Consider the following 16,838-nt stretch of genomic DNA (forward strand, 5'->3'; position numbering starts at 1 on the left):
GTGGTTCTGGCTGGAACCACCTCAGCGCTTCATCGCCTCCAGCAGGCGCTTCACTTCCTGCGAGCGGCCGCGTGGCAGCACGAGCACATCCTGCCCGCTCGCCACGATGATCAGGTCGCTCACCCCGACCGCGGCAATGCGCAGCCCGTCGGAGCGGATCAGGCAGCCGCTCGTGTCGAGCGCGACCACGTCGCCGCGACAGGCATTGCCGTCGCCATCGCAGTGCGAGAGCGCGTGCAGCGCGTCCCAGCTGCCGACATCGCTCCACCCCATGCTGACCGGCACACAGGCCACGCGCCCGGCCTTTTCCATCACCGCATAGTCGATCGAGTCGGCGGGCGACGCGGCAAAGGCGTCGGCATCGGGATAGATGCGGCTGCCCTGGTGGCGGGCGCGGTCCATTGCCTGGCCGGCGGAAACGCGCATCTGGGGCGCGTGCGCGGCCAGCTCACCCAGATAGATGTCGGCGCGGAACATGAAGATGCCGCCATTCCAGTAATGATTGCCGGCGGCCAGCATTGCCTCTGCCGCCGCGCGCGCGGGCTTTTCGACGAAGCGAGCCACGCGGTGCACCCCCGGCGCCACCTCATCGGCCGCCTGGATATAGCCATAGCCGGTTTCGGGCGCGTCGGGCGTGATGCCGAACGTCACCAGCCAGCCTTCGCGCACCAGCGGCAGCGCGCGCGCGATCGCGGCGTGGAAGGCGGCGACATCGTCGATCACATGGTCCGACGGCATCACCAGCAGCGGCGTTTCATCGCCGCCGGCGGCAATCGCGGCGAGCGCGATGGCAGGCGCGGTGTTGCGGCCGATCGGCTCCAGGATCAGCGCCGAGGCGCCGGCCGCCACCGCGCCCAGCTGCGCCTCGATCGTGTCGGCGTGAAAGGCATTGGCCACGACGATCGCCGGCGCGAACTGGGCATCGTCCGCCGTGCGGCGCGCGGTCAGCTGCAGCATGGTTTCGTCGGCAGTCAGCGGCAGCAGCTGCTTGGGGCTTTCCGCGCGCGACATCGGCCACAGCCGGGTGCCCGCCCCGCCCGACAGGATGACCGGCACCACTTTTGCAGACGACATATTCTTCCTCCCCCCGCACAAATCTGCGGCTGCATAGCGGCGGCCGCGCCATCCGCAAACCGGGCATTTTCGGCGGCGAAAAACTCTTCTCCGCGCAACGCTTTGTTCGGCAATTTGTGTCACGGTTGCGCGGCTGGTGTCGGATTTGTTTACACTCGCACGCTAAGGGGTTGCGGCATGATCAGGCTGTTCAAGCATTATGTGCCCAATGCCGTGCTGCTGCTGGGGCTGCTCGACATCATCGTGCTGATGGGCGCGGGCGAGCTGGGCTGGGTGCTGCGTGCCGGGCAGATCGGCATGGCGGTGGAGCCGATTGTGGCGCGCCTGCCGCAGCTGGGCGTGTTCGCCGCCACGCTGATGACGGCGATGATCGCGGTCGGCGTTTATGGCACCGATGCGCTGCAGTCGCTGCGCGTGGCGACCGCGCGGCTGATCGTGGCGGTGTCGCTGGGCGTCATCATTCAGGCGACCGTTTTCTTCCTGGTGCCGGAGCTGACCTTCTGGCGATCCAACCTGCTCTACGCGATGGCGCTGTCGATCCTGATGCTGCTGGCGCTGCGCATTCTGCTCGGCAAGACCTTGGGCAGCCAGGCGTTCAAGCGGCGCATCGTCGTGCTGGGCGCGGGCCACCGGGCACAGCGGCTGAAGCAGCTGTCGCAGCGGCCGGGCTCGGGCTTTGTCGTCGTCGGCTATATCTCGATGAGCGAGTCCGCCCGCGTGATTCCGGAGGCGATTGCCCGCGACGCCATCTATAATCTGGCCGACCATGTCGTGCTGCTCAACGCCAGCGAAGTGGTGCTGGCGCTCGAGGAACGGCGCAACGCCTTGCCGCTGAAAGACCTGCTGCGCATCAAGACCACGGGCGTCCATGTCAATGAAATCTCTACCTTTCTGGAGCGCGAGACGGGCCGGGTCGATCTCGACAGCGTGAACCCCAGCTGGCTGATCTTTTCGGATGGTTTCTCGTCCGGGCGGATGCTGTCGGGCGTGTTCAAGCGGTTGTTCGACGTTACCGCCAGCATCGTGCTGCTGATCCTCACCGCGCCGCTGGTGCTGGTGACGGCGATCCTGATCAAGCTGGAGAGCAAGGGGCCGGTCTTCTATCGCCAGCGCCGCGTCGGCCTGTTCGGCCAGGGGTTCGACATCGTCAAGCTGCGCTCGATGCGGCAGGACGCCGAGGTGGGCGGCAAGGCGGTGTGGGCGGAAAAAGACGATCCGCGCATCACCCGCGTCGGCCGCGTCATCCGCAAGCTGCGCATCGACGAACTGCCCCAGGCGTGGAGCGTGCTGAAGGGCGAGATGAGCTTTGTCGGCCCGCGCCCCGAACGCCCGCAATTTGTCGACGATCTGGAACAGAAGCTGCCTTATTATGCCGAGCGGCACATGGTGAAGCCCGGCATCACCGGCTGGGCGCAGATCAACTATCCCTATGGTGCTTCGATCGAAGATGCGCGCCAGAAGCTGGAATATGACCTTTATTACGCGAAGAATTACTCGCCCTTTCTCGACCTGTTGATCCTGTTGCAGACGATCCGGGTCGTGTTGTTTCCGGAAGGGGCGCGGTGATCCTTTGGGTTCATGCGCTGGCAGCGCTGCTGTTCGCGCTGCTGGCCCTGCGTGAGGGGCGCCGCGCGGGCAGCACGGTGCCGCGCCTGGCCTTCACCGTCGGCCTGGCGGCCACCGCGCTATGGGCGCTGGCGGTGGCCGGGATTGGTGCGGCAGACCCGATGGCAGCACTTGCCGAATCGGCGCGCAACCTGGCCTGGCTGGGCTTCATGTTCGCGCTCGTCCGGCGCGACCGCCGCGCGGCGGAGGAAGCGGCGATCCTGACCATCTATGGCGTCGCCGCGCTCATCGTGGTGGCGGGCGGCGTGCTGGCCGCGATTGCGGCGGCGCTGCCCCCGGCGCAGGCGGCCGCGCTGCAGCCGACAGTGGTCGTGTTCCGCATGATGGTGGCGGTGGCCGCGCTGCTGCTGGTCCATCAACTCCATCACGCCGTCGCCCCCGATGCACGGGCAGGTGTCCGCCTGCTCGTGCTGGCGCTGGCGGACATGTGGCTGGTTGATCTTGGTATCTACGGAATAGTCTATTTTGGTGCCGGCGGTGGCGATACGCTGGTGGCGGTGCGGGGTCTCGCGATGGTGCTGGTCGCGCCGATCTTTGCACTCGCGGTGCACCGCAATGGCGACTGGTCGCTCCAGCTGTCGCGCACCATGGCCTATCAGTCGCTCACGCTGGGCGCGGCCGGGCTGTATGTAATGGCGATGGCGATGGCGATGAGCGGCATCGCCACGCTGGGCGGCGCGCAGGCGCGGCTGATCCAGACCGCGTTCGTCTTTGGCAGCACCGCGGCGCTGTTCGCGCTGGTTTCCACGCCCTGGCTGCGGGCCTGGGCGCGGGTGAAGCTGGCCAAGCACCTGTTCCGCCACCGCTATGACTATCGCAGCGAATGGCTGCGCTTCACCGACACGCTGGGCGAGCCGGGCGCGGGCGCGCCGCCGCTCGACGAGCGCATCATCAAGGCGGTCGCCGACCTGACCGATTCGCCCGGCGGCCTGCTGCTGGTGCGCGACGGGGCGGGGCTGGTGCAGCGCGCCGCGTGGAACTGGCCCGGCGCGGAAGCGGCGACCGACGCCCGCCTGCCCGATTATCTGGCGGCCACCGCGCGGATCGTGGCGATCGACGATGCCCGCAGCGGCACCGGCGACGCGGCCGAGGCCGCCGCCGTGCCCGCCTGGATGTGCGAGCGCAGCGATGCCTGGGTGCTGGTGCCGCTCATCCATTTCGGCCGGCTGACCGGCGCCATCCTGCTCGCCCGTCCGCCGATCGACCGCCGGCCGGACTGGGAGGACCTGGACCTGCTGCGCCTGGCCGGGCGGCAGGTGGCAAGCTATCTGGCGGAGGCGCGGGCGCAAGGCGCGCTGGCCGAGGCGGCGCGGTTCGACGAGTTCAACCGCCGCTTCGCCTTCATCCTTCACGACATCAAGAATCTGGTCAGCCAGCTGAGCCTGGTGGCCCGCAATGCCGAACGCCATGCCGACAATCCGGATTTCCGCCGCGACATGGTGGCCAGCCTCAACGAAACAACGGCGCGGATGAACAGCCTGCTGGCGCGGCTGTCGCAGCATCATCAGCGCAGTGCCGAGCCGCTGGCCCCGGTGCCGCTTTGGCCGATCATCGAGCGCGTCGCCGCCCGCCGGCGCGAGCATCCGGTGGTGGCGGGCGGCCTGCGCGATGCGGTGGTGCTCGCCGATCCGGCCCGGGTCGAGCAGCTGCTGGGCCATCTGGTGCAGAACGCGGTGGAGGCGAGCCCGGCCGCCGCGCCGGTGGCGATCGATGTCGCCGAAGCTGCCGAGGGCATCACCATCAGCGTCGTCGATCAGGGGGCGGGGATGAGCGCGGCGTTCATCCGCGATCAGCTGTTCAAGCCTTTTGTCTCGACCAAGTCGGGCGGGTTTGGCCTGGGCGCCTTCGAGGCGCGCCAGCTGGCCGAGGCAATGGGCGGCAGCGTGAGCGTCGACAGCCGCGAAGGCGCCGGCACCCGCTTCTGCATCACGCTGCGCGCCGCCGACAAGCGCGCGTCCCGGCTGGAGGAGGCCGCATGAAGAAACTCCTGATCGTGGAGGACGATCTGGGCCTGCAGCGCCAGCTGCGCTGGGCCTATGAAGGCTATCAGGTGCTGAGCGCCACCGACCGGGCCGGCGCCATCGACGCGCTGCGCGCCGAGGAGCCCGAGGTGGTGACGCTGGACCTGGGCCTGCCGCCCGATCCCGACGGCACCAGCGAAGGCTTTGCGACGCTGGCCGAGATTTTGCGGCTGAAGCCCGATACCAAGGTGATTGTCGCCTCCGGCCATGGCGCGCGCGACAGTGCTCTGCGCGCCATCGCCGAAGGGGCGTGGGACTTTTACCAGAAGCCGATCGACATCGACGCGCTGGGCCATATCGTTGCCCGCGCCTTCCATGTGCAGGCGCTGGAGGCGGAGAACCGGCGGCTGGCGGCGGCCACCGGCGGAGCGGGGCTGGGCGGCATCATCACCGCCGCGCCCGAGATGCACAAGGTGACCCGCACCATCGAACGGGTCGCCGGCGCCGATGTCTCGGTGATGCTGCTGGGTGCAAGCGGCACCGGCAAGGAATTGCTGGCCCGCGGGCTGCACGCCGCATCGCCGCGCGCCAAGGGCGCCTTCGTTGCGATCAACTGCGCGGCGATCCCCGAGACGCTGCTCGAAAGCGAGCTGTTCGGGCATGAAAAGGGCGCCTTTACCGGTGCGGTGAAGACCACCGAGGGCAAGATCGAACAGGCCCAGGGCGGCACGCTGTTCCTTGATGAAGTGGGCGACATTCCGCTGCCGCTGCAGGTCAAGCTGCTGCGCTTCCTGCAGGAGCGCGTGATCGAGCGGATCGGCGGCCGCCGCGCGATTGCGGTCGACACCCGCATCGTCTGCGCGACGCACCAGAATCTGGAAGCGATGGTCGCCGACGGGCGCTTCCGCGAAGACCTATATTACCGCCTGGCTGAAATCGTCGTGCGCATTCCGTCGCTGGCCGAGCGGCCGGGCGACGCCGTGCTGCTGGCGCGGCATTTCATGGCCAAGCACGCCAAGGCAATGCACTCCCCGGTCACCGGTCTGTCGGCCGAGGCGTGCGCCGCGATCGAGGCATGGGGCTGGCCCGGCAATGTGCGCGAGCTGGAAAACCGGCTGAAGCGCGCGGTGATCATGGCCGAGGGCAAGAGCCTCAACCCCGCCGATCTGGACCTGCCCGAGCCGGAGGCGCCGCTGCCGCTCAACCTGAAGGCGGTGCGCGAGGCGGCCGACCGTGCTGCCATCACCCAGGCGCTGGCGCGCACCCAGGGCAATATTTCGACCACGGCCAAGCTGCTCGGGATCAGCCGGCCGACCCTTTATGACCTACTGAAGAGCTATGACCTCCATGCCTAAGCTGTTCAAACTGGGCGCGATCGGCGCCGTGGCCGCGATTGTCGCAGGCGGCGCCGTCTATGCCGCGCGCTCCACCGCCAGCGAGAGCGTCGACCCGCGCGCCGCGCTCGACAAGAGCATGGCGCTCTTCAACCGGGGCGAGGCAACCGCAGCGCGCAGCTGGGCGCTGAAGGCCGCGCGCGCTGCGCCCCGGTCCGGCCTTGCCCATGCGGTGCTGGCGCGCACCTATCTGGCGCTGGGCGAGGGGCTGGCGGCGCAGGCCGAACTGGGCCGCGCCAAGGCCGCCGGCTTCGACATGAGCCGCACCCACCAGCTGATGGCCGAGGCACTGCTGCTGCAGGGGCAGCCCGACCGCGCGCTGGCCGAGGCGGCGAAGGCACCGCCGCGCTATGCCGGCTATGCCCTGCGCGTTGCCGCCCGCGCGCTTGCCGCCAAGCGCGACATGCCGGGTGCACAACGGCTGCTCGCCGGGGTGCTGGCGGCCGATGGCGGCAAAAGCGCCGCCGCCTGGGCCGATCTGGCGCGCGTACGCCAGCTGAGCGGCGATATCGGCGGTGCGATCATCGCCGCCGGCCGCGCGCTGCAACGCGACCCGAACAATGTCGACGCGCTCACCCTGCGCGCCGAGCTGGTGCGCGGCCAATATGGGCTGGTCGCCGCGATTCCGTGGTTCGAGCGCGCGCTGAAGGTCGACCCCTGGCGGCATGACACGCTGATCGAATATGCGGCAACACTGGGCGATGCCGGCCGCTACCGGGCGATGCTCGATGCGACCCGCCGGGCGCTCGCCGCGCGGCCGGGCAGCCCGCGCGCGCTTTATCTTCAGGCGGTGATGGCGGCGCGGGCCGGCAATACCGAACTGGCGCGCAGTCTGCTCCAGCGCACCGGCGGCGGGCTGGATGGCCAGCCGGGGCCGCTGCTGCTTTCCGGCGCGCTCGATTATGCCGATGGCGCCTATCAGCAGGCGATCAACCGCTGGCGCGCGGTGCTGAACATGGCGCCGATGAACCTGGAGGCGCGGCGCCTGCTGGGCGCGGCGTTGCTGCGCGCGGGCGACAACAAGGGCGCGCTGGCGGTGCTGCGGCCGATCGCGCTGCGCGGTGACGCCGACAGCTATACGCTCGCCTTGGTCGGCCGCGCGTTCGAAGCAAATGGCGAGCGCGACTGGGCAGCAACCTATCTCGACCGTGCCGCCATCCCGGCGCTGACGGCAGCGACCCAGTTCGGCATCGACGACGACCTTGCCCAGCTGCGCCTTTCCGCCGAGCAGGCGCCCGCCAACCCCATCGTCCAGATCGAATATCTGCGCGGGCTGCTGTTCCGGGGCCAGACGGCGAAGGCGCTGAGCCGGGCACAGGCGCTGGCCCGCACCTATCCCGGTGCCCCGCAGGCGCATCTGCTGGTGGGCGATGTGATGATGGCGCTCGGCCGGCCCGAGGAAGCCTCGCGCGCTTATGCCCGCGCCGCCGATCTGCGCTTTGACGAGCCGACCATGCTGCGCGCGGTGGAGGCGCTGCAACGCCTGCGCCAGCGCGACAAGGCGGCAACCGTGGTCGCGCTCTATCTGGCGCAGAACCCGGGCAACATCGCGGCCCGCCGGCTGACCGCGCACTGGCAGATCGCCACCGGCGCCTGGGATGACGCGATCGACACGCTGGAGGGGCTGCGCGGCGACCTGGGCAATCGCGATCCGGCGCTGCTGGCGGAACTGGCGGTTGCCTATGCCGGCAGCGGCGAGGATGAGGTGGCCGAACTCTATGCCGCCAATGCCTATCGCCTGGCGCCGATGAACCCGGCGGTGGTGGACAGCTATGGCTGGGCGCTGTTCCAGCAGGAAGCGCTCCCGCAAGCGGTGGAGCTGCTGACCAAGGCGGTGTCGATTGCGCCCCGGCACGCGCTGCTTCGCTGGCACCTGGCACAGGCGCTCGCCGAAAGTGGTGACGCAGCCGGCGCCCGCACCCATGCCCAGGCCGCGCTTGCCGACCCCGGTTTTGAGGATGCAGCGGCCGCTCGCGCACTGCTCAAGGTTCTGGACGCTAAGGGTTAATACCGGGTCCGTTACAATTCACGGCGTAGGTGGTTGACTCAGGCCGCATCTGCGCGCCCTGTACGGCCGCATCATGAAGAAAATGGCGATCACCGATTTGCCCGGCGCGTTTCCACCCGGGCCGGCGCGATGGCTGGTGGCCGTGGCGATTGGCGGTGCGTGCGGTGCGGCGGTGGGGCTGCTGCGGCTGACGCTCACTGGGTTGATGCCCGGCGTCGCGCCCTTTGCCTTTGTCTATCCCGGCGTGATGCTGGCAACGTTGATGGGCGGTTGGCTGGCCGGGCTGGTCACGGCCGCGCTGACCATCAGTTTTGCCTGGTTCTGGCTGATGGCGCCGGCCTCCACCGCTGCCATCACCCAGCCGCAACCGACGCTGATCGTGGTGATAACGGCGGCCACGCTGACGCTGGTGGTGGCCGAGCTGTTCCGGCGCCTGGTCAATGCCGCTGCCGCCGAACGCGACCGCCAGATCGCCGAGCGTGACCTGTTCCTCGCCGAGTTCGAGCACCGGGTGAAGAACAACTTCGCGACGGTTGCCAGCCTGCTCGAGCTGCAGCGCCGCCGCGCCGATCCGGCCGCGGCCGAGGCGCTGTCCGCCGCGCTCAACCGGGTGGAAAGCATCGCCCGCGCGCACCGCTATCTCTATCGCGGCCCCGCCGGGCCGGGCACGGTCGAGATGCGCGATTATCTGGGCGACCTGTGCAAGGCGCTGGGCATGGCGCTCACGCTCGGCAACCGCATCACGCTCGATTGCCAGAGCGACAGCGCTGCTTTGCCACGCGACCGGGCGGTGTCGATTGGGCTGATCGTCAACGAACTGGTGACCAACGCCGCCAAGCACGCCTTTGTCGGGCGCGACAATGGCCGCATCGCCGTGAGCTTCCGCCTGATCGCCGACGGCTGGACGTTGAGCGTCAGCGACGACGGCATCGGCATGGCCAGCACCCAGAGCGGCGATGCAGCGCCCGAAGGGGGGCTGGGCATCCGCCTGATCGACGCCTTTGCCCGGCAGGCGGGCGGCACCATGGCCTTTGCCAGCGATTCGACCGGCACCCGCGCGGTGTTGACGGTGGCGGGTTAGGGGGAGCGGGCCAGTGCCGCCTCAGCCCAACTTCTAACCCAGCGCTTCCACCTGCTCGGCCAGCGCCAGCCAGCGTTCCTCGGCGGCATCCTTTTCGCGGCGCGCGGCAGCGATGGCCTGCGTCAGCGCGGCAAAGCGCGCTGGATCGCGGGCATAAAGTGCCGGGTCCGCCAGCGCCGCCTCGTCGCGCGCAATCGCTGCGTCCAGTTCTTCGATCCGCCTGGGCAGCAGGTCGTAGTCGCGCTGATCCTTGTAGCTGAGCTTCACGCGGGCGGGTGGCGGCGGCGGGGGAGGGGTGGGCGCCGCCTTGGCGGGGGCACGCCTGGCGGCCTGGGCCGGGCGGCGCTTTGCCTCCCAATCGGCATAGCCGCCGACAACGATATCGACCGTGCCCGTGCCATCCAGCCCCAGCGTGATCGTTGCGGTGCGATCCAGAAAATCCCGGTCGTGGCTGACGATCAGCACCGTGCCGTCATAATCGGCGATCACTTCCTGCAGCAGGTCGAGCGTTTCCAGGTCGAGGTCGTTGGTCGGCTCGTCGAGCACCAGCAGGTTGGAGGGGCGGGCAAATTCGCGCGCCAGCAGCAGGCGCGACCGCTCGCCGCCCGACAGCGTGGCGATCTTCGCGTCGGCGAGGCCAGGGTCGAACAGAAATTCCTTCAGATAGCCGGCGACATGCTTCTTCGCGCCCAGTACCTCGATCCAGTCGCCGCCATCGGCCAGCACGTCGCGCACGCTCTTTTCCGGCGCCATCAGCCGGCGCTGCTGGTCGATGACGATGCCGTCGAGCGTCTTGGCGCGGCGCACCTCGCCGGCATCGGGCGCCAGTTCGCCGGTCAACAGGCGGATGAGCGTCGTCTTGCCCGCGCCGTTGCGGCCAACAATGCCGATCCGGTCGCCCCGGGTGACGCGCAGATTAAGGTCGCGGATGATGACGCGGTCGCCAAAGTGCTTGGTCACGCCCTTGGCGTCGATGACGATCTTGGTCTTGGTGTCGTCGGCACCGATGGAGAGGTTGGCGGCGCCTTGCGGCCCCAGCATCGCGGCGCGCTGCGCCCGCATTTCGTGCAGCTTGGCCAGCCGGCCCTGGTTGCGCCGGCGGCGCCCGGTCACCCCGCGCTGCAGCCAATGCTCCTCCAGCTTCAGCCGCGCATCGAGCCGCTCGGCCTGGCGCGCCTCCTCGGCATAGACCTGTTCGGTCCAGGCTTCGAACCCGCCAAAGCCGATCTCGGCACGGCGAATGGTGCCCCGGTCGAGCCACAAGGTCTGCCGCGTCAGCCGGGTCAGGAAGGCGCGGTCGTGGCTGATGGCGATGAACGCCCCGGCAAAGCGCGCCAGCCAGTTTTCCAGCCATTCGATCGCGGCGATGTCGAGATGGTTGGTCGGCTCGTCGAGCAGCAGCACATCGGGCTGCTGCGCCAGCGCGCGCACGATCGCCGCGCGCCGCCGCTCGCCGCCGGAAGCACGCGCCGCCTCGCGCGCCAGGTCGATGCCCAGCTGGTCGGCAATCGCGTCCGCTTCATGCGGGGGGGGGGCGTCGGCCCCGGCCAGCACGAAATCGCGCAAGGTGGCAAAGCCCGCGACCGACGGGTCCTGCTCCAGCAGCACCACGCGCGTGCCCGGCACGATGGTGCGGCGCCCTTCATCCCCCTCGATCGCACCGGCGATCAGCTTCAGCAGCGTGGTCTTGCCCGCGCCGTTGCGCCCGATCAGCGCCAGCCGGTCGCGCGCGCCGACATACAGGTCCAGCCCCCGGAACAGCCAGCCCGACCCCTGAACCAGGCCAAGATTTTCATAGGAGAGGACGGGTGCTGCCATGCCGCCCGGTTAGGGGTGTTGCACGCGCCCGGCAAGGGCGGGGCAGGCCGGCTCGGTCAGTGTGAACTGCGGAACGCCGGCGGTCACCGCCATGGTGCCGCATGGCAGCAGATCGGCGGGAAGCTGCGCCAGCCCGTCGCGCGACAGCCAGGCGGCGGTGCGCGCCAGCACGCCGGGCAGTGCGCGCTCGATGGTTGCCTCCATGCGGGGGCGGTCGCCAAGCCCGCCGGCACGATTGACCTGGATGAGCAGGGCGAGCAGCCCCGGCTGGCCGGCGGCACGCAGCTGCGCGTCGATGATCGTCGCGGTCAATTGCCCCTCGTCATAGGGAAACTGCCCGGCGGCCTGATCGGTCCAGAAGCGGTCGAAGCGTTGTTGCGGGGTCAGTGCCAGCGCGGGCGACGTCGCGTGCCGCTTCAGCACCTCGTTAAGCTCCTTGGTCCAGCGCGCCGCGTCCCAATCGCCGGTGCGCAGCATTGCCTGCGCGCTGAACCAGTCGTTAAACCCTTCCGTCAGCCAGTAGCGCGCGGCGTCGTCGGCCTCCGGGCTGAAGAACCAGCGATGGGCATATTCATGGCCCAGCAGCCGGGGCAGGCCGGAAAATGGCAGATTGGCGGTGCCTTCCAGCGCGAAACCGGCCGTGCGCCCGGTACCGCCATAGCTCAGGCGCTTGCCGCTGGGATTGGTGAGCGGCGTCAGCGTAACCAGAAACGGGATGGGCGCTGCGCCGAGCATCGCATTCTCGGCCTGCAGCACCGCCTGGGTGTGGTCTGCCAGCTGGGCATCGGTAAAGCCCCAGCGCCCCAGCAGCGCGAAGCGCAGCGGCGCACCCGCGACCGAGCGCTCGATCAGCCGCAGGTCCCGGCCGCCGATGAAAATGCTCTGTGCGGCCTGGCTCGCGGTCAGCTTTGGCACCATGTCCAGATTGCTGGCGACCCGCCATCCGCGCGGCACCGTGCCCCAGCGAAAGCGCGCGGGTGCATTGTCGCGGCCCGTGGGGATCACGATGACGCCCTCGCCATGCAGGCTGAACCAGCCGCGCTCGATCCAAGGCAGGGCCTTCAGATATTCCGGGCCGGGCGGCATCGGGTCCGGGTCGGTCACGCGGTAGCGGATGGTGATCAGCGCGCCGGGCTTGTGGCGGACATGTTTGCGCTCGGGGCGGTCGGTATCGGCCATCGTGCCGCCGGTCACGTGCCAGCCGTTCAGGTTGCGCCACAACGTGTCGCTGCCGGCCCATTCGCTGGGCAGGTCAAGGTCGGTCCCGCCATCGGCATCGCCGGTAAAGCGCAGGGTTATCGTCACCACCGGGCGCGCCTGCGCGCTGCCGATGTCGATGCGATAGTCGATCGGTCGCGCAATCGCGGCGGCGGGCGTACCCAGCAACAGGGCGGCGAGCAATGATTTCATCGGCATATCCCGCGCACGGCCCCGTCTTTCATTCATTGGCTATTCAATGCGGGCGCCCTATGCAAACGCCACGATGATGATGCGTGCTGCCTTTCTGACCATTGCTCTGTCGGCTCTGCCCGTGCTGCCGGCCGCTGCCGCCGACCAGCGCGGTGAGCGGATGGAGCTGATGGAGCAGACGCGCCAGGGCAAGCTCATTCCGGTGCGCGAGATCGAGCGGCGCATCGTGCCTGGCGTTCCGGGCGCGCAATATCTGGGCTTCGACTTCGATTCAGCCAGCGGCATTTACACCCTCAAATTCCTGCGCAATGGAAATGTGATCTGGGTCGAGGTCGATGGGCATAGCGGCCAGGTGATCGGGCGCAGCGGCAACTGAGCCGTGCGCAAACGAGAGGGTGAAGCGACATGCGCGTTTTGATCGTCGAGGACGAACCGAACCTGGGCCGGCAACTGAAGACGACGCTGGAGGGCGCGGGCTATGCGATCGACCTGGCGACCGATGGCGAAGAAGGGCATTATCTGGGCGCCAACGAAGCCTATGACGCGGTGGTGCTGGACCTGGGCCTGCCCGAGATTGACGGGCTGACCGTGCTCGACCGCTGGCGCAAAGAGGGGCGCACGATGCCCGTGCTGGTGCTCACCGCGCGCGACAGCTGGTCGGACAAGGTTGCCGGGCTCGATTCGGGCGCCGACGATTATGTCGCCAAACCCTTTCAGTCGGAGGAGCTGATCGCGCGGCTGCGCGCGCTCATCCGCCGCGCGTCCGGCAATGCCTCGTCGGAACTGACGGCGGGCGATGTGCGGCTCGACACACGTTCGGGCCGCGTCACCCGCGCCGGCGAGCCGGTGAAGCTGACCGCGCAGGAATATAAGCTCCTGAGCTATCTGCTCCACCACAAGGGCAAGGTGGTCAGCCGTACCGAGCTGATCGAGCATATCTATGATCAGGATTTCGACCGAGATTCGAACACGATCGAGGTGTTCGTCACCCGCATCCGCAAAAAGCTGGGGCAGGACGTGATCACCACGATCCGCGGGCTTGGCTACAGCCTAGAGGATCCGAATGGCTGACGCGCCCGCCCCGGCCGAGCTTGCCGACGCCGGGGCCGCGCCCGACCGCAGCCGCGGCACCGGCTCGCTCAGCCGGCGGATGATCCTGATTGCGGGCGTCTGGATCACGCTGCTGCTGGGCGTTGGCGGGGTAGCGCTCGACCGGGTGCTGACCTCCGCCATCACCCGCAATTTCGACGATCAGCTGGAATATGTGCTGACCTCGCTCATCGTGTCGGCCGAAATCGGGCCGGAGGGCGAGGTGATCTTCACCCGCGAGCCCGCCGACCAGCGCTTCATCGAGGCTTATTCCGGGCTCTACTGGCAGGTCAGCGCGCGCGGGCGCGACGATTTCCCCTCGCGCTCGCTGTGGGACCGGCGGCTGCGCTATGGCAGCGAGCATAACGACGTGCAGGTGCACCTCTATGACAGCGGCCAGTTCGCCGACGAGCCGCTGCGCGTGGTGGAGCGCGACGTGGTGCTGCCCGGCTCCAAGGTGCGCTGGCGGTTCAAGGTCGCGGCCCGGCGCGACGAGCTGGATGTGCAGATCGGCGCGCTGCGTCGCACGCTGGTGGTCAGCTTCCTCTCGCTGGCGGCGGGGCTGCTGGCGCTGTCGGCGCTGCAGGTCTTCTATGGCCTGCGTCCGCTGCGCCGGGTGCGCGCCGAAATCGCCCGGATGCGCAGCGGCTCCACCCGCCGGATCGACGCCGCGATGCCCGACGAGGTGATGCCGATGGTGGAGGAGCTGAACGGCCTGGTCGCGCATAATGAGCGCCAGGCCGAGGAAGCACGCCGCCAAGCCGGCAATCTGGCGCATGCGCTGAAGACGCCGCTCACCGTCATCATGAACGCCGCGACCGCCAAGGCCGGCGATCTCGATACCACCGTCATCCGCGAAGCGGCGACGATGCGGCGCCAGGTCGACCATCACCTCGCCCGCGCGCGCGCCGTTGGCCGGCGTGGCCATGCGCACAGCCGGGCGGCGGTGTGGGCCAGCCTTGAATCGGTCGAGCGCGCGGTCGCCCGGCTCTATCCGCAGGTGCGCTTCGATGCCGATGGCTCGCGCGACCTGAACGTCCATGTCGAGCGGCAGGACCTGGACGAGATGCTCGGCAACCTCATTGAAAATGCCGCGAAATATGGCGGCGGCAGCGTGTTCGTGACGGTGCGGGCCGATGGCCGCTTCGTCGAATGCCTGGTGGAGGATGACGGCGCCGGCATTGCCCCGGCCGACCGCGACCGGCTGTTCGACCGCGGCGTTCGGCTGGACAGCGGCAAGCCGGGCACCGGGCTGGGCCTCGCCATCGTGCGCGACGTCGCCGAAATCTATGGCGGCGCGGTTTCGCTGGAGGAGAGCGAGGATCTGGGCGGGCTGCTCGTCCGCCTGCGCCTGCCGGCCGCACCCGGGCCGGCCGGCGCAGGCGTGCAGGGCTGAGCCGCTTAGGTTTGTTTCAGTTTCACTGAAACCGTGACGGCACCAGCCCGCTCCCCCCACCCGGCCGCCCACGATGGTATCCTTGATGGGTGGCCGGGTGGGGGAGCGGGCCGGCACCGCCTCAGCAAAGCTGAAAAAGACCCTAGGCCGCCACCTTCAGCGCCCGCATCGCGTCCGCCGCATAGGCGATGCTCGCCTTGCGGGCCTGATGATCGAACACGGAGCTGGCGATCATCAGTTCATCGGCGCCGGTGCGGGTGAGGAAGGCGCCGATCTGGCGGGCGAGCGTCGCCGGGCTGCCCACCGCTGAACATTGCAGCACATGGTCCAGCATCGCCCGGTGCGCGGGCGGCAGGTTTTCGCGATAGCCCGCCACCGGCGGCGGCAGCGCAATCGGCTGGCCGGTGCGCAGCGCGACAAAGGCCTGCGCCTGCGAAGAGGCGATCAGTTCGGCCTCCGCATCGGTCGCCGCGCCGAAGATGTTGAACCCCGCCATCACATAGGGCTGCGCGAGCACGGCCGACGGGCGGAAATGGCGGCGATAGATCAGCAGCGCCTCATCCAGCGCATCGGGCGCGAAGTGCGAGGCAAAGGCATGGGGCAGGCCCAGCGCGGCGGCGAGCTGCGCGCCGTACAGGCTCGACCCCAGAATCCACAGCTGCGGCCGCGCGCCCGCGCCCGGCATGGCGCGGATGCCGGTGCGGCCGTCATCGGCGAAATAGCTCTGCAGCTCGACCACGTCGCGCGGAAAGCCGTCCGCATCGCCGGCGAGCGTGCGCCGCAGCGCCTGCGCCACCCGCATGTCGGAGCCCGGCGCGCGCCCCAGCCCCAGGTCGATCCGCCCGGGAAACAGCGCGTCGAGCGTGCCGAACTGCTCGGCAATCGCCAGTGGCGCATGGTTGGGCAGCATGATCCCGCCCGCGCCCACCCGGATGCTGCGCGTGGCGGCGCCAACATGGCCGATCACCACCGCGGTGGCCGCGCCGGCCAGGTTCATGCCGTGATGCTCCGCCACCCAATAGCGCGTAAAGCCCAGGCTTTCGGCGTGCCGCGCCAGGTCCGCCGCATTGGCCAGCGCCTGCGCCACGCTGCCACCTTCGACAACGGGGACCAGATCGAGAAGGGAGTATTGGGTCATGGTGGGAAGATGGGGGAGATTGGGGCGCGGCGCTAGGGGCTGTGGGGTGGTGGGGGCTGGGGTTGGTGTCACGCCGGACTAGCGTTTAAACACGCAACCGCGAGCGATTGCCCTTAGTGGATCGCCGACAGTCAGCTATCACCGAAATTGAGTTCGATCAGCCTCGTGATCAGATCTTCATCGAGGTTCATAATGGCCTCAGCCACCCTATGATGCCCCTTGGCCGCCGCTAATGCGGATACAGCCGAAAGAAGCGTGGACTCGTCCCAATCTTCGCTACTGTGCACCGCAACGCAGTCCGTCAGACGTGACAGGGCGTCATGATAAGCATTCGCCAAATCAGTCGGAATAGGAGGACCCTTTCCGCTATGGCGTGCAATCTCAATCGCGGCTGGTAGCTGAAAGAAGCTGAAATCTAATGGCCCAGCCGCGTTGCGGGCGATCTCGACGATGTGCGGGAGGGCAGCATAGGATGCGTCATAAACGTCGCCCTGGTGGCATAAGCTCGACCAAAGCGTGAACCACGGCTCACTGTCGTATGTGATCTTCGGACCAGTCGCGCCAGCAAGTTGCCGCAGGAGTTCCGGGACGTCACTAGCACTGCCGTAGGCATGCGATAGCGTCTCCCAGCGCGGATCATCTAGTTCAATCATAGCCTAGTCTAATCGACGTGCCTTATGTGGGCAAATGGGGCGAAGGCCGAACGGCTAAAGTATACGTCTACAGGCTAATGCAGCAGCCGTCATTGCGAGCGTAGCGAAGCAATCCAGCCCCCGGCGACCACGAATTGGATTGCTTCGCTGCGCTCGCAATGACGGACCTGGCGGCAGGGTACACCCCCGC

13 protein-coding genes are annotated in these 16,838 nt (G+C 68.6%); 8 read left to right on the forward strand and 5 right to left on the reverse strand.

Annotation, left to right across the window (positions count from 1 at the left end):
• Positions 1-21: 21 nt before the first annotated feature.
• Positions 22-1,074 (reverse strand): mannose-1-phosphate guanylyltransferase/mannose-6-phosphate isomerase, encoded by a 1,053-nt coding sequence (locus K2Y03_RS06895; RefSeq protein ID WP_294089509.1) that lies wholly within the window; start codon positions 1,072-1,074, stop codon positions 22-24.
• 177 nt (positions 1,075-1,251) lie between these two features.
• On the opposite strand from K2Y03_RS06895, the gene K2Y03_RS06900 reads away from it, so the two are divergent.
• The 5 genes from K2Y03_RS06900 to K2Y03_RS06920 all read left to right on the forward strand — a co-directional run bounded on the left by K2Y03_RS06900 (position 1,252) and on the right by K2Y03_RS06920 (position 9,144).
• Positions 1,252-2,640, forward strand: coding sequence for a TIGR03013 family XrtA/PEP-CTERM system glycosyltransferase (locus K2Y03_RS06900; RefSeq protein ID WP_294089510.1), 1,389 nt, complete (start codon positions 1,252-1,254; stop codon positions 2,638-2,640).
• Positions 2,637-4,679: an XrtA/PEP-CTERM system histidine kinase PrsK gene (gene prsK, locus K2Y03_RS06905; RefSeq protein ID WP_294089512.1), complete on the forward strand. Its 2,043-nt coding sequence runs from the start codon at positions 2,637-2,639 to the stop codon at positions 4,677-4,679. Before K2Y03_RS06900 ends, prsK begins: the two co-directional genes overlap by 4 nt.
• The gene (prsR, locus tag K2Y03_RS06910; protein ID WP_294089514.1) at positions 4,676-6,016 is read left to right on the forward strand and encodes a PEP-CTERM-box response regulator transcription factor; all 1,341 of its coding nucleotides are present in this window, start codon (positions 4,676-4,678) and stop codon (positions 6,014-6,016) included. The genes prsK and prsR overlap by 4 nt, the downstream gene beginning before the upstream one ends.
• Complete coding sequence (locus tag K2Y03_RS06915; protein WP_294089516.1) at positions 6,009-8,063, forward strand: tetratricopeptide repeat protein; 2,055 nt, start codon at positions 6,009-6,011, stop codon at positions 8,061-8,063. Before prsR ends, K2Y03_RS06915 begins: the two co-directional genes overlap by 8 nt.
• 82 nt (positions 8,064-8,145) lie before the next feature.
• The gene (locus tag K2Y03_RS06920) at positions 8,146-9,144 is read left to right on the forward strand and encodes a sensor histidine kinase (protein ID WP_294089518.1); all 999 of its coding nucleotides are present in this window, start codon (positions 8,146-8,148) and stop codon (positions 9,142-9,144) included.
• 33 nt (positions 9,145-9,177) lie between these two features.
• On the opposite strand, the gene K2Y03_RS06925 is transcribed toward K2Y03_RS06920, so the two are convergent.
• Complete coding sequence (locus K2Y03_RS06925; protein ID WP_294089522.1) at positions 9,178-10,962, reverse strand: ABC-F family ATP-binding cassette domain-containing protein; 1,785 nt, start codon at positions 10,960-10,962, stop codon at positions 9,178-9,180.
• A gap of 9 nt (positions 10,963-10,971) precedes the next feature.
• Positions 10,972-12,372 (reverse strand): hypothetical protein, encoded by a 1,401-nt coding sequence (locus tag K2Y03_RS06930; protein WP_294089524.1) that lies wholly within the window; start codon positions 12,370-12,372, stop codon positions 10,972-10,974.
• A gap of 79 nt (positions 12,373-12,451) precedes the next feature.
• On the opposite strand from K2Y03_RS06930, the gene K2Y03_RS06935 reads away from it, so the two are divergent.
• From K2Y03_RS06935 to K2Y03_RS06945, 3 genes are read left to right on the forward strand one after another with little or no spacing between them, the layout of a single operon-like run.
• Positions 12,452-12,748 (forward strand): hypothetical protein, encoded by a 297-nt coding sequence (locus tag K2Y03_RS06935; protein ID WP_294089526.1) that lies wholly within the window; start codon positions 12,452-12,454, stop codon positions 12,746-12,748.
• 29 nt (positions 12,749-12,777) lie between these two features.
• On the forward strand, positions 12,778-13,443 hold the full coding sequence (locus tag K2Y03_RS06940) for a response regulator transcription factor (protein WP_294089527.1): 666 nt from the start codon (positions 12,778-12,780) through the stop codon (positions 13,441-13,443).
• Entirely contained in the window at positions 13,436-14,857 is a 1,422-nt protein-coding gene (locus tag K2Y03_RS06945; protein WP_294089529.1) for a HAMP domain-containing sensor histidine kinase, read from the forward strand. The genes K2Y03_RS06940 and K2Y03_RS06945 overlap by 8 nt, the downstream gene beginning before the upstream one ends.
• 142 nt (positions 14,858-14,999) lie before the next feature.
• Here K2Y03_RS06945 and K2Y03_RS06950 read toward each other — a convergent pair whose 3' ends face one another.
• Both K2Y03_RS06950 and K2Y03_RS06955 read right to left on the reverse strand, forming a co-directional pair.
• The gene (locus tag K2Y03_RS06950; protein WP_294089530.1) at positions 15,000-15,995 is read right to left on the reverse strand and encodes an LLM class flavin-dependent oxidoreductase; all 996 of its coding nucleotides are present in this window, start codon (positions 15,993-15,995) and stop codon (positions 15,000-15,002) included.
• Positions 15,996-16,126: 131 nt separating this feature from the next.
• Complete coding sequence (locus K2Y03_RS06955) at positions 16,127-16,648, reverse strand: hypothetical protein (RefSeq protein WP_294089531.1); 522 nt, start codon at positions 16,646-16,648, stop codon at positions 16,127-16,129.
• Between the last annotated feature and the right edge of the window lie 190 nt (positions 16,649-16,838).

The sequence above is a fragment of the Sphingomonas sp. genome (assembly GCF_019746015.1).
GTDB lineage: Bacteria > Pseudomonadota > Alphaproteobacteria > Sphingomonadales > Sphingomonadaceae > Sphingomonas.

Coding starts and splice junctions, on each gene's coding strand:
- K2Y03_RS06895 (WP_294089509.1), bottom strand. CDS start 1,074: ATGTCGTCTGCAAAAGTGGTGCCGGTCATCCTGTCGGGCGGGGCGGGC.
- K2Y03_RS06900 (WP_294089510.1), top strand. CDS start 1,252: ATGATCAGGCTGTTCAAGCATTATGTGCCCAATGCCGTGCTGCTGCTG.
- prsR (WP_294089514.1), top strand. CDS start 4,676: ATGAAGAAACTCCTGATCGTGGAGGACGATCTGGGCCTGCAGCGCCAG.
- K2Y03_RS06915 (WP_294089516.1), top strand. CDS start 6,009: ATGCCTAAGCTGTTCAAACTGGGCGCGATCGGCGCCGTGGCCGCGATT.
- K2Y03_RS06920 (WP_294089518.1), top strand. CDS start 8,146: ATGGCGATCACCGATTTGCCCGGCGCGTTTCCACCCGGGCCGGCGCGA.
- K2Y03_RS06925 (WP_294089522.1), bottom strand. CDS start 10,962: ATGGCAGCACCCGTCCTCTCCTATGAAAATCTTGGCCTGGTTCAGGGG.
- K2Y03_RS06930 (WP_294089524.1), bottom strand. CDS start 12,372: ATGAAATCATTGCTCGCCGCCCTGTTGCTGGGTACGCCCGCCGCCGCG.
- K2Y03_RS06935 (WP_294089526.1), top strand. CDS start 12,452: ATGCGTGCTGCCTTTCTGACCATTGCTCTGTCGGCTCTGCCCGTGCTG.
- K2Y03_RS06940 (WP_294089527.1), top strand. CDS start 12,778: ATGCGCGTTTTGATCGTCGAGGACGAACCGAACCTGGGCCGGCAACTG.
- K2Y03_RS06945 (WP_294089529.1), top strand. CDS start 13,436: ATGGCTGACGCGCCCGCCCCGGCCGAGCTTGCCGACGCCGGGGCCGCG.
- K2Y03_RS06950 (WP_294089530.1), bottom strand. CDS start 15,995: ATGACCCAATACTCCCTTCTCGATCTGGTCCCCGTTGTCGAAGGTGGC.
- K2Y03_RS06955 (WP_294089531.1), bottom strand. CDS start 16,648: ATGATTGAACTAGATGATCCGCGCTGGGAGACGCTATCGCATGCCTAC.